Source organism: Limnothrix redekei LRLZ20PSL1, from assembly GCF_043235035.1.
Taxonomy (GTDB): domain Bacteria; phylum Cyanobacteriota; class Cyanobacteriia; order CACIAM-69d; family CACIAM-69d; genus CACIAM-69d.
In genome coordinates this window covers 116,839-131,066 of the sequence record NZ_JAZAQF010000069.1, presented here as the reverse complement: position 1 = coordinate 131,066, position 14,228 = coordinate 116,839, and the positions used below count along the sequence as shown (strand labels likewise).

Below are 14,228 nucleotides of genomic sequence, written 5' to 3'. Positions count from 1 at the left end.
AAGCGATTCAATCTCCAGCTTGAACGATGATTCATCAGCCAGGGAACCGTACACCGATCAACCGATCAACGGTTAGCGCTGAATGCTGGATCACCTCATGCCTAGGTGGCCAACCCTCCGGCATTCAGTCCCACAATTCTGACCTGATCGGGACTGGCACCGCGCACTAGCCCCAGGGCCAGGCCAGTGCTGCTATCCGTAATCAGCGTGGCCGCGATCGCCTCCACCCGAAAATCCGCCGTCCGAATCATCGATCCCGGCGGAAACGGCCCCTCAGGCGCATGGTCGCGCGAATCGCCAATCACCAAGTAGCGCTGGCTGAGGCGCACATTGACCGGCAACACACCATCCGCCAACTGGATTTGATCGCCCTCGGCCGCGTTGTAATCCAGGATGATATCCACCACCAGCTCATCCACGTTGAAAATTGGGTCGGTGGTACGGGGTTGCTCACTCCCGATCGGGCTGTTAGCTGGGGCATCGCCCGGCCGGAGGATGAAGGTATCCGCGCCGCGACCTCCCCAGAGCCGATCGCGCCCCAAGTCTCCCGCGAGGGTATCATTGCCGGCCTCACCGGTCAGGATATCGGCCCCCTGACCACCCAGCAGCAGATCATCCCCTTCACCGCCATAGAGATAGTCGGCTTGTAAATTGCCAAATAGGGTGTCGTTGCCGGCCCCGCCGCTGAGGTAATCCATCCCTTGCCCACCCATCAAGCGATCGGCCCCGCCGTTGCCTTCCAGATAGTCGCCGCCCCCGTTGCCATAGATGATGTCTGCGGCCTCGCTGCCCTGCACCAAATCATCGCCATTCAGGGCCCGCACACCCCCTGGATAGGCCGTCAGCAGGGACGGAATCCGCACCCGATCACCCTGTTGCCCATTGGTACTCAGATCAAAAAAACGCGGTCGGGTTCCATCATCGGGCGACAGCGGATCGCGAATCAAGCGAGTATCCGGTAATCCATCGGCAGCAAACAGGCTAAAGAAACTGCCGAATTCGTAATCATTGTCTGCCATGGTCAATGGGGACAAATTCAATGGGGACAAATTAAAGGCGCAACAAATCCGCACCGCTACCGGGTCGAGGCTGCACCGGAGTGGGACGCGGGGTATTGGTGGGGCCGGGGGTAACGGTGGGCAGCTCACCCCGATTGCCGTTGGGGTCAAACAAAATCACCAGGGTGTTCACCAACCGATCACGCTGGGCCCGGTTCAAGCGTCGAACGGCCGCCTGGTCTCCATCCAAGGGATTTTCCGTGAGGCGTTCATTGCCGGGATAGCTGGTTTCGGGAATGTATTGATGCAGGCCCAAATAGTCCGCGAGGGTCAGTTTCCAATCCAATCGCGAAAAGGGCGATCGCCCCACTTGGTAAACGTGGTAGCGAATCATGCGGGCTAATAAACTGCTGCCGCGATCGACCTCTCGGGACTCACGGTTGATGTAGTGATCTTCCCGGGGAATATCCGGCAGCACTTGATAAACCTGCCGCCAAACATCATTGGTGGAAGGAGGCAGTTGGGCGATCGCGGGGCCCCGAAGCATCAGGGCGATCGCCAAACCCAAGGCCACCCAAACGCCCCACAGGCCGGGCCAACGCCCCGATCGCCGCCCGTTTCCGCTCAACAGAGTCATAAACTGCCGTTCTCGCTTCAAGAATTCTGAATCTTGGTTGATCCGGGCGGTCGAGATGACCGCGTTCCGGACGGGCGGGCCGAACCCTCAATTAACGCTCAAAAATAACGTTCAGAACAGAATCAACGTTCAGAAGCGCCATTAGGAGACTGACGAAACTGAGAAACAAACTAAGAAACAAAACAAACTAAGAAACAATGATGTCCGGCTGGGTCAGCTCATCGGACATTTCAATGATGGCGCGAATCACCGGCTTCATGGCAGATTCTTCGCCCGTGTCAAATTCTTCGTAGCGGCGACGCTTCGCCCGGTTGGCCACCTGCACCGTGATTTTGTAGCGATTGGACGATTCGGAAATCAGCGAGGCAGCACGATACATCAAATCCGACGTGTCAAAGGGCTTGTCGAGTTTAGACATGGTTGGCTAGTGAATGGGGCAAATTCAACGAGACGAGGTTGCTGTGGATTGCGGAAGAAGCAGGGCCGTTGGCAACGGGCCCAACAGGAGCCGCTCAACCGTGGTTGCAGGCAAGCGCCACAAAATCACGGAGCGGCCGATCGCCTGTACCCAGCCTGTTTAGATTACCAGTTCCCGGGAGGGCGATCGGGGATGGGCCCAGGTGGGCCAGTGAGCCGGCCCAACTCCGATTCAGTCCAGTATCAGTCCGGCTTTAGCCCGTTGCGTCATGGCTCCACCCGCACGGGCATCCCCTCCGTGACCCGATCGAATAAATCCACAATGTCTTCGTTGCGCATCCGCACACAACCGTGGGAAACCGCTTGACCGATCAGCTCCGGATTAGGTGTGCCATGGAAGCCGATTGAGTTGTCACCATTGGTCCAAAACCCAATCCAACGAACCCCCAAGGGATTATCTTTTCCCGCCGGGACGATCGTGCCGTTGAAGGGATGCTGCCAAACAGGATCCACTGTTTTTTGAATGACCTGAAAATGGCCCGTGGGCGTTTCCCAACCATCCCGCCCGATCGCCACGGGATAGCTGCGCACCATCACCGTACCGCGATAGAGATAAACCCGCCGCTCCCCGAGCCGTAACACCAGGGCACTGGAAACGACTGGGACATGGGCTTGATATTGTCCCAAACCAGGTAACGGCGGTTGGGCTGTTTGTACGATCGGGGGCCACAGGCCTGGCCGCTTCAGGGGCGACTCATTGGCGGCTGGGTTAACGGCCTGGACGGGGCGGAGTTGCGGATTGGGGGACGGTTGGGGCCCCTCTGCCCGGGCCGGGCCCCCGGACAGTAAGCCCAGACCCAGGATCGCCAGAAGGGGCAAGGGGCGAGAGGAGGCCCCAAAATGTGGCGGTTGCTGGAACTGCATAGGTTGGGTGTGGATTCAAGGCAGAGGGGCCTAGGGTTCAACCACAACGGTGGTTCCCATTTGCACTTTTTCAAATAGTTCTACAACATGCTCGTTGCGCATCCGCACACAGCCATTGGAGGCGGCCCGCCCGATCGAGTTAACCGTGGGCGTGCCATGAAACCCAATGATGCCGTTGGAGCGCTCCATAAATCCAATCCAGCGTAACCCCAGGGCGCTGTTAGGGCCGGGGTTGGTGACCTGGCCTGTCCAGGGATTGCGCCAGATGGGATTTTTCACCATTTGGAACACGCGATAGGTGCCGGTGGGGGTGGGGGTGGAAGGTTTCCCGATCGCCACCGGATAGCTGACCTCTACCCGATCGCCCCGATAGACATAAACCCGCCGTTCCCGCAGTCGCAGCACCAGTTTCACGGGCAGTTCCGCTGGCGCTGTGGTGGGGATTGGGTTGGGGGTTTGGGCTGGGGGTTGAGCCGGAGTTGAGCCGGGAGTTGCGTTCGGGTTGGCTGAGTCGGTGGGAATGTTGGCGGGAACCACCGTTGGAGCGGGTGAGGCGGCTTCCGGGGCCCGCCCGATCGAGCCGTTCAGCCCATGGCCCTCAGTAGCGATGGTTGACGGAACAGGATTGGCCAAAACCGGCAGCGGCCCGGCGCTCGCCCAGGAGGCGGCCATCGCCAGGCCCAAGGCCAATCCTCGACGGGTGCGTCGTTGCACCAATTGCCAAGCCCAAGGCAGAGTAGATCGAGTGTGCATCATGCGTTCCTAACACCAAATTTGACCCAATCCGGAAGGGGGTAGGCAGGCTTGCGGTGGGTGAACCGAGGCTTGCAAAATCGCTCGCCATTTTAGCGCGGCCTCGGGAGCGGCCTGATCCCAATCGAAGCTTGTTGCGCCTGCGCTCTCCAATCCTGAAGCGATCGGAAGCGATTTGTGTCAATGCTGAATTTCCCCCCCTATGGTCATTAACCAAACAACTTGAGCCACATCGGGATGGCCAGCAAAACCAACACGGTAGTGAGGGCAATGCTGGTGGCAATCATGGAGCGATCGAGGTCGTATTCTTCCGCCAAAATCAGGCAAGCAAAGGCCGTGGGCATTCCGGACATCAACACCAGCCCCAGGCGTAATTGCGGATCAATCCCAACCACGATCGCCCCCAATCCCAACAGGGCCGGCACGGCGATGGTTTTGAGCAGGGCCGGCACGGCCGCCACCCGCAAACAGTCCCACCCTTTCAGTTGACTGAGCCGAATGCCCATCAACACAAACGCCGTGGGAATCACCAGCCCCACGGAACCATGGGACAGGGTTTCGATCCAGGGAGGCAGGGCGATCGGTTGGCTGGCCACCCCAAACCCAAATCCCCAAAGAGAGGGCACGGCGGCCATGGTTTTGATTTGGCCCCAAAGGCTGCGATCGCCCCCGGTGGTGCCAAAGGTGCTGGCCACCCACACCCCGAGGCCATAGGTTCCCATCACGTTTTGGGACACTGCGTAAAACGCTGGAAATCCCGCTGAGCTGGCATCCAAAAACAAAGGGGCGATCGCCAAACCCACAAAACCCGTGTTCCCCAGCATGGCGGAGAGGATATAGCTCCCTCGGGCGGCGGGTTCTGTCCACCAAGGGACTGTTTCCGGAGCCTTGGCCGGATCGATCGCATCGATCGTGAGGCCTATCTCACAAATTGTCTCACAATCTATTCCACAATCTGCCCCGAGATTTGTCTCCAAATTCGTCACCATCGGGGCCAGGGCGGGCGAGGTGCTGAGGGCGATCGCCGTTGCGAATTTCCCGGAGCCATGCCGCCCCCAAAGGCCCCCCGTCGGGCGATCGGGCGGCATGTCAACGCGCAGATCGCTCCTCATCAGGTAATGCAGCGAAGCCAAGCTCAGCAAGGCTCCCAACACTACCGCGAGAGCCGCGCCGGCCGGAGCCAGGCCCATTTGGCCTGAAAAGTTGGTGTGGCGGGCAAGGGAAAAGACTTCGAGGGGCACGCCGATCCAATAGAGCGATCGCCCGACCAGTCGCGGCCAAGAACGAGGTAACCAGGGCCCCAACAAGAGTCCCAACCCTGTCCAAATCAACAGTGGTGTGTAGGCATGTAGAAGTACTTCGGCCATACGGGACTGCGCGATCGCCGTAGGCCAGCCCGGTGCGGGGACGGTGATTTGGGTTTAGGGCCCAAGGCCGATCGACCCGCTCAGCAAGCTGGCGTTTAACCATGGGTTAACCCAATTATCGAAGCACTTTAACATCACGTAGATACCAGCGCCCGTCTTTGCGTTGAGCTTCGTAGCGCACTCGCAGCACTTCGTTGTAGGAACCGGCGCGATCGGGCTTGCCATTTTTGAACAGTTTGGCCACTTCCCGCACCTCAGCGATAATCTGACCGCGATCGGGCTGATCTGGCGTGGCTTTCACATCTTCCAGCCTCACCTGATGCTCGTATTCCCAGTGCAGTTTTTGGTTGAGGGCATCGCGCGATCGGGCCCGCCAGGTGCGCAACATCGGATCCGCCAAAATTTCCGTGAGGCGTTCTCCCTGGTGTTCGCGGCCCATGGCGGCGGCCTTGGCGCTCAGCCAGGTTTGCACCAGTTGCTGGGCGGTTTCCGGGTTGAGGCCAGGGGCCGTGAGGGCGGTTTCCGGGTTGGGAACTGCGGGCGGCGGCGGAATTTCAATCACGGGCCGATCGAGTTGGACGATCGGTTGTTCTCCCTCCAGGTTGGGCCCCCCTTGGAAGGTTTCGCCCAGAGCTTGGAACACCCGCCAAATGAGGAACGAACCAAGACCAATCACCATAATCCCAACCCCGATCGCGATCGGGAGTCGATCGCCGCCTCCACCCCGAGTCCGGGCAGGGCGATCGGTGCGCTGACGACTGCGACTGGGGCGATCGGCCCCACCAGGGGGTAACGGAGGCGCGGCTCCCACGCTCGATCGCCCGCTGCTGCCCGTGTTGCTGGTTCCTGTGCTGACTCCCGTGGCCCGACTGAGGGGAATCACGTTGTTGGGCGGCGGCGCAGAAGCCGGAGCAGAAAAGTCCGCAAAGGCCCGAGCAACCGCGCCGGAGTCCTGGGCCGTTGGATCATGTTGAGTGGCTTGGGTTCCCAACTGTCCCGGCAAGGGCAGCGGTCGAATGGTGCTGGCAGTGGGTTCGATCGGGTTGGCGGCCGATGGCACAGGGGTGGGCCGCTGCCAGGGAAACTGGGGCATGTCGATCGACCGGCGATCGCCCAATTCGGCCAGGGCCGCCAAGGTGCGGTTTGATCCCCGGTTTGCTGTCATCGGTGTGGCCGCTTTCACGGAAGCGCGATCGGGAACCACCGTCCATTCATTCTCCGGTGGTTCCCCCTCCGGCAAGGCTTCCAGATAGCTTTGCACCGAAGCATCCGCAAAATATTCCTTGAGGGAAACACCCCCTTGCACCAAATCCCGAAAATGGGGAAACACCTCATGACGTAACCAATGTTCCGTGTAGGCACAGAGGCCCGGCAACAAATCTGGTGCACCGGCCGACTGCTGACGAATCAGGGCGATCGCTTCCTGTTCTTGGCTTTGGCTCAAGTAGCGCGTGGCTTCCTCGGGCCGTCCCAACAGCAATGCACAAACCGCCTGCTCCAAGAACACGTCCTGACGATTGCCCAGCCGACGCAACAGCAAGCTCGCTTGCCGCACAAAGGCCGGCTGTCGTTGCCCAAATCCCCGGGCGATCGCCGCATAGGCCGTCAGGAAGGTGGCCACCGCTGAGGGGCGCTTAGCCTCCGCTTCAAACAGGGCGAGCTGTTCTTCCGTGGTCAAATACACCCGCAGTTGTTGCACAAAACGCAGAAAATCCTCAACGCCCAAGCCCGATCGGTCATCCCCCTGGCCATCAATGCCTTCGCGTTCTTTCAACATGCTGCGCAACAACTGCAAGCCCTGGCGATGTTGCACGCTGTTCTCGTCCGGATGGGCCAACAGCTCCAAAATGCGATAGGGCCGCAGTTTGTACAAATCCGCCTGAATTTCGCCCCGCAAGCTGGCAAACAGCCCATGGTGCAACAGCAACTCTTGGGCAATCTTGAGGGAGGTGGCGGCCGGTTCCGCCTGGCCTTGGTGCCACTGTTCGCGGCCCAGTTCTAGGTAGGCCAGCACCACGGTCAGCAGAATATCTGCCAAGGCCAATTGCGGTTCACCAAAGCGGCCCGCCTCGATCGTGCCCGGATTGCTCAGGTGTGGATAGCCCAGCTCCAGCACCAGTTCATATTCCCCCAGTTCCTGGAGCAGCAGCAGCGCCCCCACAAACTGGCGCTCATCGAGATCCAGCATGGGGGTTTCGGCGCGATCGGCCGGCGGCTTCGCCCGGCGACGGCCTTGAGCATCCAGCAACGGCGGAGCCGAACCACCCCCACCGGCCAAAAAGGTTTCATCATAAGCCTGCCGACTGGCGGCCTGACTCAGTTGGCGATAGGCCTCATCGATCAACTGCTGCCGCAGGGTAATGGCGGCCTGGGAATATTCCGGGCGCGGCAGTTGGTCACTCCGCTGGCGATAGGCCTGTTGCAGTTGCGGGGTGGTGGCCTGGATCGGCAAGCCCAAGATTCGATAATAGTCTAGGGGGATCAGCACAACTGCCACCCTCGCGGTCTAACAACAACAATCAATCGATACCACATTATTTTGCGAACTGACGGCTTTTTGGAGTCTGTATGGAACGGACAAGGGGGGGTTGAACGGTTCTGGTTTGATGGTTTCAGCACAATCGCCTTCAGCGCCGGCCCAATCTCGATCGAGCCTCGCCAGATCCTCACGATCATTCCGAAGGATTCAGAACAACGAGGCGTTATTTGGGCTACTCCAGTGACTGGTCAATCGGCGATCGATCAGACAATTCAGGCGAGCCATCGGTCATCAATCAGGCGATCGACCTTAGACGACAAAACCCTGCATTCCGCTTTTCAGTAGTCTAGACAGCGTAGCCGTTGATGCCCGTTTCGGGGATATTCTGTTAATTCAAGGCTTCCGGATTCGCTATGGGCAAACGGCACTCGTATGCTAGCCTTTGCGACAAGTATGGGGGATGTAATGGGACCCGTGGACTCGCCACCGCTAAATCTTGCACCAGAGGCCCTCGATAGTTGGGTGATGCGGGTTTTGAACTGGCCAGGCCTGCAAGTGCAAGTGCGCCTAGCGGGAACCCATTTGCACGTGCTTTGCGAAGGGTTGACCTGTCCCGATGCGGCAGTTTTGGAAGCCCGGTTTCGCCAAGGCTTGACCCGATCGCCCCTGCATCAGTTGTCTTGGGAAACCTTGCCCCGGCTGGTGTTGCTCTATGGTCGGCAACTGGGCCAAACCAAGCCGGCCTGGACACGCTACGTGGTGCTGGAGCCTTCCATGATGGCCACCGCTCCCACCGCAACCCCAATGCCAACTGTTGCCGATGTGATGCAGGCTGCGGATGCTTCGGAGGAATTTGCGGCCCTGCCGTTACCAGCAAACTCAGCACCCGACGCGCCGCCGATCCAAGCCGCTTGGGCCGGTTTGGCCCAGCGGGCCGCCCAGCAGGTGGGTGAAACCCTGAAGCGATCGGGCATTCAAGCCAAGGTGACGGTCAAAATCACCCCCAGCCCCCGGGTGATTCAGGGAGAGCCGAACGGGGCTACGGGCCATCGCCTTTGGGCCATTTGCCAGGTGGCGGAACCGGTGGATTGGGTTGCCCAGGGGCCGGCCATGGCCCTGGCCTTGCGGGAACTGAACCTAGAAGGCTTCCGGGATGGCTATGTGTTGGGCCAGGCCGTTGCGGAACCGGAACCCAATTGGATTTTGCGGGTGAACCTGACGGCTCCTCGCCAAATGTTGTTTGATTGGGCCCGCTGGGGGGATGTGCAGGCCCTCTCGCACTTGCTCGATCGCACCTTGGGCAGTCGTTTGGCCCAATCCGTGTCGGCGGTGTTGGAAGAGTCCACGCTGCATGTGTTCGCAAAACTTCAGGGATCGGCCCTGGCCACGCCCTTGGAGGTGATTAGCACCGTTTCCACCCTGGTGCGGGCGATCGCCCCGCAGGGCATCCATTCCTTGGTGCTCTATGGCTGTCCCGATCGCCCGGAGGCCACACCCCAGTGGGTGGAATGGATGGATTTGCCAGCGGCCAGCCGATCGGACTTGGCCGAGTCCACCCTCACCCTGGCCCAAAGTGATGATCATGCGGCCCAGGTGTTTTTGCTAGAGCGGCTGATTAATCCGCACTTGGATCAATGGATGGCTTCCGGAGGGCTGCGGGTGCAGCTCTGTCGGCGGGGCGATTTGCTGCATGTGATGTTGGATGGGCCCCGTTGCCCCGAGCAGGCCGCCGTAACGACCGCTGTGGCTAAGCTGATCCATGATCTGCAAGTGCCGGGTCTGTCTGGGGTGCGGATCTATGGCCGGGCCGCCGGCAGCAAACAGCCCCAATGGCAATTTGCCGAAGATTTCACCGCCCGCTCTGGCCGCCTCAGTTCCCATGATGCGGTTCCGGATTTTGTGGGCGCGGAGGCAGCCGTGGCCCGGGCGGCCGAAGCCTCCGCCACCGAATCCCATTCACCCCAAGGCTTCGATCGGGCCCGTTCCCCAGCGCATTCCCCAGCGTTCGATCCAGAGTTGGATCAGCCCATTGAGCGGGAATCGTTGCGGCCCCTGTCGTTGCCCGGTGCGGGGCGATCGGGCTGGTCTTGGTCTCAGCTTCGGGAACGGGCTTGGTTGGCAGCGCGATCGGCCCTCACGGCCACAGGCATTTGGACCACGGACGCGGAACCGCCCGAGTCAGCCACCGCCCATCCCAACACCCGCACCCGGGTTTGGTATTCCGATCGCCCGGAACCGGCCCCATGGCTCCCCCTCCTCAGCGCCGGGGCGATCGGGTGCAGCCTCGTTGTGGGATTGGATTGGATCGCAGCCCGGCCCGAATGGGCCCTGTCTTCGGCCGCCCAAGCCCGTCGTTCCGCCTCGGCCCTGCTGAACCTCTCCAGCGGCCCGGCCGAAGCGGCGGAGGTGCTGCCGGAACCGCCCCAGTTTCCCAGTTTCAATAGTCCCCAGTTCGATCGCCAACTTCTGCTCTATCAGCAGTTTGTGCTGCGGGAAGGCGTGCCCGATGTCTTGGTGGTGGGCAGTTCCCGGGCCCTGCGCGGCATCGACCCCGCCCGCCTGCGCGATCAGTTGGCTCGCCATGGCCATCCCAAGCTCAAAATCTTTAACTTTGGGATCAATGGGGCCACGGCCAAGGTGGTTCAGGCGATCGTGCAGGGAATTTTGCCGCCGGATCAATTGCCCAAGCTTATTCTCTGGGCCGATGGCACTCGCGCCTTTAACAGCGGGCGGGCCGATGCCACCTACCAAGCCATGGCCGCCTCACCCGCTTACCGGGCCCTTCAGCAGGGTAAATTTCCGCGTCCTGTCAGCCCGCTGGTCAGTGCCCCGAGCGGGTCAGCACCTCCACCGCCGAAACCGCCCGATCGCCCCAGCACCCTCACCAGCACCCGCGAAGCTCCGGCCCTGCTGCGTCAGTCCTGGTTAGGCTCCACCGTCGAAGCCATTCCCACCCCCGAAGACGTGGAAGCCTGGTTACAGGAGCGAACCACGGGACTATCCCAGGTGCATAGCCGCCGTGATAGTCTCAAGGCCACCCTGCGCGATCGGTGGCAAGGGTGGGATCTATTTGCGTTATTGGGTGCTCGTGAGACCCTCCGTCGGGGTCTCAGCCCTGCTCTGCCCGATTTGGTGCAGGGGGCCCGGGCCCACTTGGGGAAAGTGGCAGCCACGGCCGGTGCGGGGCGCGATGGGGTAGTGGATTTACATGGCTTCTTGCCCCTGTCTGTCAAGTTTGATCCTTCTACGTACTATCAAACCTACCCACGGGTTCCGGGGGATTTTGATAGCGATTACCGTAGTTTTTCCTTGGGGGGCGAGCAGTTTGATGCGCTGACGGGAATTCTGCAATATGCCCAACAGCGAGGAGTAAAGGTGGCTTTTGTGAATGTGCCCTTGACGGATGATTATTTAGATCCACCCCGATCGGCCTATGAGCAAAAGTTTCACCAATTCATGAATTCACAGCCGTTGTTGTATCTCAATCTTTCGCGGCTTTGGGTGAATCAGTATGATCGATTTTCGGATCCAAGCCACCTCAATCGCTATGGGGCCCAGGCCCTAACAGATGCGATCGCCCAGCAGAAAACCATCCCTTGGCCAAGCCCCTAGAGGGTGAAACCTCAGGGACTAGGGAGAACTCTCCGGGGTACGATCGCAAATGTTTGTATAACCAATCAATCTCTCCCCTGGGAAAAGACCGGTTGGGTGGATGCCCCCAAGCACGATCAAAGCTCCGTTACGGTTGCGCTAGGGTTGGATCCCTTGCGCTTGATTGGCTGAATTCACCGAATTAGCTAAATTAACTGAATTGCTTTGACTGACGGAAAACCGACGGTGGGGCAATTTCAACCCATCGGTGGCGAATTATCCCTCCTCGGTCTAACAATAAAGTGGGTTGCAAAGGGGCGTTGGGTGGGGAGCTAGCCCTTTGCGGTTAGGCTGAATTCTTGATTTGATTGGTTCCGTTTTGTGTTTGCGCCTCTGCTCCTTTGGGTTGCGCCATCGTCATGACTTTTGCTGGCACTGGCAGTTTTTTGGCATCGTTAACGCGACCCGATCGGGTGGGCTTGCTCACCCAACGGGTTAAGGATCTTCCGGTTGCGGAATTTGTTTGCCTCCTGGACTTCATCACAGCGGAGTTTCAGCAGTTTTTGCGCGCCTTTGATTTGGTCAATAATGCGGCGCTCGAAAGCATCTTGGAGCAAATTCTCGATGCCTTGACCCTCAAAATTGGGCTGATTTTGCAGGCGGAACGTACCACCATTTTTTTGTTGGATCCCGATCGCGCGGAACTGTGGGCCCGGCCCAATGGCGATCAAGTGCCTGAGTCCGATGAAATTCGGATTCCGCTGAATGTGGGCATTACGGGCCGATCGGCTGCCACGGGTGAAGTGGTGAACATGGCCAACGTGCAGCAGGCGGTGGGGTTTGAGCTGGCCTTTGATGGCCTGGGCGATCGCCCCACAGAGGCCTTGCTTTGTATGCCCATCCGCAGCACCGATGGGGCCGTGGTGGCCGTGGTGCAACTGCTGAACAAAACCACCGCGCCGGCCTTTGACCGCGAAGATGAGGCCCGCTTTCGAGAATTTGCGGAATCGATCGGGATCATTCTGGAAAGTTGCCAATCTTTTTATCAGGCGGCCCGCAATCAACGTGGGGTGGCGGCGCTGCTGAAGGTCACTACCCTATTTGCCCAAACGGGCCTGGAACTGGATCGGGTTTTGCAGGCGGTGATGGCGGAAGCCCGCGACTTTATGCAGGCGGAATATGGCACGCTGTACCGGCTCGATCGGGACACGGGCCGGCTGCGCACCACCTTTGAAGACGGGCGATCGTTGGAGGTGTCGAGCGATCGGGGTTTGGTGGGCCATGTGGTTCGCAAGGGACAGCCCCTGAACCTGAGCTATGCCCCTTCCCACGAGGATTTTGATGCCCTGCTCGATCGCCCCCATGGCCTGAACACTCGCAATGCCCTCTGCTTGCCGATCTTTGACCCCTCGGGGCAACTAATTGGCGTGAGTCAACTGCTCAACCGCAAACAGGGCAACTTCACCGCTTCCGATGAAGCCTTCATGCGGGCCTTTAACACCCAGGCCGGTATTGCCCTGGAAAACGCCCGTCTCTTTGACAGCGTACTCACGGAACAGCAGTACCAAAAAGACATCCTGCGCAGCCTATCCAATGGCGTGATTTCCACCGACCTGCAAGGGCGAGTGGTGACGATCAACGAAGCCGCCTTGGAACTGCTGGGTTGTCCGGTGCGGCGGGATGGGATGGCGGGCCGCCGCAGCATCCAAACCATTTGGGAACAGCAACTCCTGAAACGGCCCGTGTGGGAAATTATCCCGATCGAGTCCTTGGAAACACGCTTGAAAGACAGCCTCAGCACTGGCGCACGCCATCGGGTTCCTGAGCAGGCCCTGCGGGTCGGGCGCTACTTCAGCCCCCAAGAGGGAACCGTCTGGGTTGTGCCCCAGGGCAACAATCAAGTGCGGCTGTGGAACGATCCGGCCCGCCCGCTGGAGTATCTGAATCCCGATGATATGCAACTGTTCGATCGCAACGTCAACCTAGCCGTGAATCCCCTGACGGATTTGGATGGCAAAGTGCGGGGCGGTTTGGTGGTGTTAGAAGACATCAGCCGCGAACAACGACTCAAAGCCACCATGTCTCGCTACATGACCCCCGAAGTGGCCGAACGGGCCGTGGAACTGGGGGCAGACATGCTGACCGGTGAGCGCAAGGATGTGACGATCCTGTTTTGCGATATTCGGGGCTACACCAGCTTGGCCGAGGCCCTGGATGCCACGGAGGTGGTGGCCCTGCTGAATCAATACTTTGAAACCATGGTGGAGGCTATTTTCGATCGCAAGGGAACGCTCGATAAGTTCATTGGCGATGCCCTGATGGCAGTCTTTGGTGCGCCGTTGCCCCTCGAAGAGGATCACGCTTGGCTAGCGGTGCTGACGGCTTTGGATATGCGCGATCGCCTGAAAGTGTTTAACCGAGCCTTGGTGGCCACCGATCGACCGCCCCTTCGGGTTGGCATCGGCATCAGTTCCGGCGAAGTGATTGTGGGCAACATTGGTTCCCGACGGCGCATGGACTACACCGCGATCGGGGATGCCGTGAACGTCAGCTCCCGACTGGAAGGGCTGACCAAAGAATATGGCTGTGACATCATCCTCAGCGAAGCCACCTACGAGCGCTGTGCCGATCGGCTCTGGGTGCGCGAACTCGATCGGGTACGAGTGAAAGGCCGCACCAAACCGATTCGCATCTTTGAACTGATTGGCGATCGCGCCCGTCCCCTCTCCTTTGAAGATGAAACCTTCCTGGAGCAATACGAACTGGGCAAAGAAGCCTTTAACCGCTTCCATTTCCACAAAGCCATGGTGCATTTTGCCGCCGCCCAGCAACTGCGGCCCCATGATCACTCCGTGAAGCTCCACATAGAACGGGCAACCCAGTATCTGGATTGCCCGCCCCCGGAATATTGGGATGGGGTGTTTAATACCCCCAACATGTAGTCCACAAGATCTAGTCCACAAGATCGCCACGGTGGCATCAGGGTTTTGGGCGATTGAGCGATTTGGGCGATTGAACAACCAGCCCTCAGCGCCTTGCCCCCAGCGATCTCGTCACGCAGG

Annotated in this window: 9 protein-coding genes; 2 read left to right on the top strand and 7 right to left on the bottom strand. The window is 59.6% G+C overall.

The genetic code is table 11. The features are described 5' to 3' along the window. Window positions 1-101: 101 nt before the first annotated feature. The 7 genes from VPK24_RS11755 to VPK24_RS11725 all read right to left on the bottom strand — a co-directional run bounded on the left by VPK24_RS11755 (window position 102) and on the right by VPK24_RS11725 (window position 7,584). The gene (locus tag VPK24_RS11755; RefSeq protein WP_393013512.1) at window positions 102-1,019 is read right to left on the bottom strand and encodes a calcium-binding protein; all 918 of its coding nucleotides are present in this window, start codon (window positions 1,017-1,019) and stop codon (window positions 102-104) included. 31 nt (window positions 1,020-1,050) lie between these two features. Next, window positions 1,051-1,635: a hypothetical protein gene (locus tag VPK24_RS11750; protein ID WP_393013509.1), complete on the bottom strand. Its 585-nt coding sequence runs from the start codon at window positions 1,633-1,635 to the stop codon at window positions 1,051-1,053. A 187-nt stretch (window positions 1,636-1,822) separates the two neighbouring features. Further along, entirely contained in the window at window positions 1,823-2,053 is a 231-nt protein-coding gene (locus tag VPK24_RS11745) for a DNA-directed RNA polymerase subunit omega (protein WP_099534409.1), read from the bottom strand. Window positions 2,054-2,319: 266 nt separating this feature from the next. Then, the gene (locus tag VPK24_RS11740; RefSeq protein ID WP_393013505.1) at window positions 2,320-2,976 is read right to left on the bottom strand and encodes a L,D-transpeptidase; all 657 of its coding nucleotides are present in this window, start codon (window positions 2,974-2,976) and stop codon (window positions 2,320-2,322) included. Between the two features lie 30 nt (window positions 2,977-3,006). Next, on the bottom strand, window positions 3,007-3,732 hold the full coding sequence (locus tag VPK24_RS11735) for a L,D-transpeptidase family protein (RefSeq protein ID WP_393013502.1): 726 nt from the start codon (window positions 3,730-3,732) through the stop codon (window positions 3,007-3,009). 206 nt (window positions 3,733-3,938) lie between these two features. Then, on the bottom strand, window positions 3,939-5,096 hold the full coding sequence (locus tag VPK24_RS11730) for an AEC family transporter (protein ID WP_393013499.1): 1,158 nt from the start codon (window positions 5,094-5,096) through the stop codon (window positions 3,939-3,941). Between the two features lie 115 nt (window positions 5,097-5,211). Further along, window positions 5,212-7,584 (bottom strand): IMS domain-containing protein, encoded by a 2,373-nt coding sequence (locus tag VPK24_RS11725; protein ID WP_393013496.1) that lies wholly within the window; start codon window positions 7,582-7,584, stop codon window positions 5,212-5,214. 456 nt (window positions 7,585-8,040) lie between these two features. Here VPK24_RS11725 and VPK24_RS11720 point away from each other — a divergent pair, with 456 nt between their 5' ends. Continuing rightward, window positions 8,041-11,187 carry a hypothetical protein gene (locus VPK24_RS11720; RefSeq protein ID WP_393013493.1) on the top strand — a complete coding sequence of 1,049 codons (3,147 nt, stop codon included), beginning with the start codon at window positions 8,041-8,043 and terminating at the stop codon, window positions 11,185-11,187. A 398-nt stretch (window positions 11,188-11,585) separates the two neighbouring features. After that, the gene (locus VPK24_RS11715) at window positions 11,586-14,108 is read left to right on the top strand and encodes a GAF domain-containing protein (protein WP_393013490.1); all 2,523 of its coding nucleotides are present in this window, start codon (window positions 11,586-11,588) and stop codon (window positions 14,106-14,108) included. Window positions 14,109-14,228: the final 120 nt, after the last annotated feature.

Coding starts and splice junctions, on each gene's coding strand:
- VPK24_RS11755 (WP_393013512.1), bottom strand. CDS start 1,019: ATGGCAGACAATGATTACGAATTCGGCAGTTTCTTTAGCCTGTTTGCT.
- VPK24_RS11750 (WP_393013509.1), bottom strand. CDS start 1,635: ATGACTCTGTTGAGCGGAAACGGGCGGCGATCGGGGCGTTGGCCCGGC.
- VPK24_RS11745 (WP_099534409.1), bottom strand. CDS start 2,053: ATGTCTAAACTCGACAAGCCCTTTGACACGTCGGATTTGATGTATCGT.
- VPK24_RS11740 (WP_393013505.1), bottom strand. CDS start 2,976: ATGCAGTTCCAGCAACCGCCACATTTTGGGGCCTCCTCTCGCCCCTTG.
- VPK24_RS11735 (WP_393013502.1), bottom strand. CDS start 3,732: ATGATGCACACTCGATCTACTCTGCCTTGGGCTTGGCAATTGGTGCAA.
- VPK24_RS11730 (WP_393013499.1), bottom strand. CDS start 5,096: ATGGCCGAAGTACTTCTACATGCCTACACACCACTGTTGATTTGGACA.
- VPK24_RS11720 (WP_393013493.1), top strand. CDS start 8,041: ATGGGACCCGTGGACTCGCCACCGCTAAATCTTGCACCAGAGGCCCTC.
- VPK24_RS11715 (WP_393013490.1), top strand. CDS start 11,586: ATGACTTTTGCTGGCACTGGCAGTTTTTTGGCATCGTTAACGCGACCC.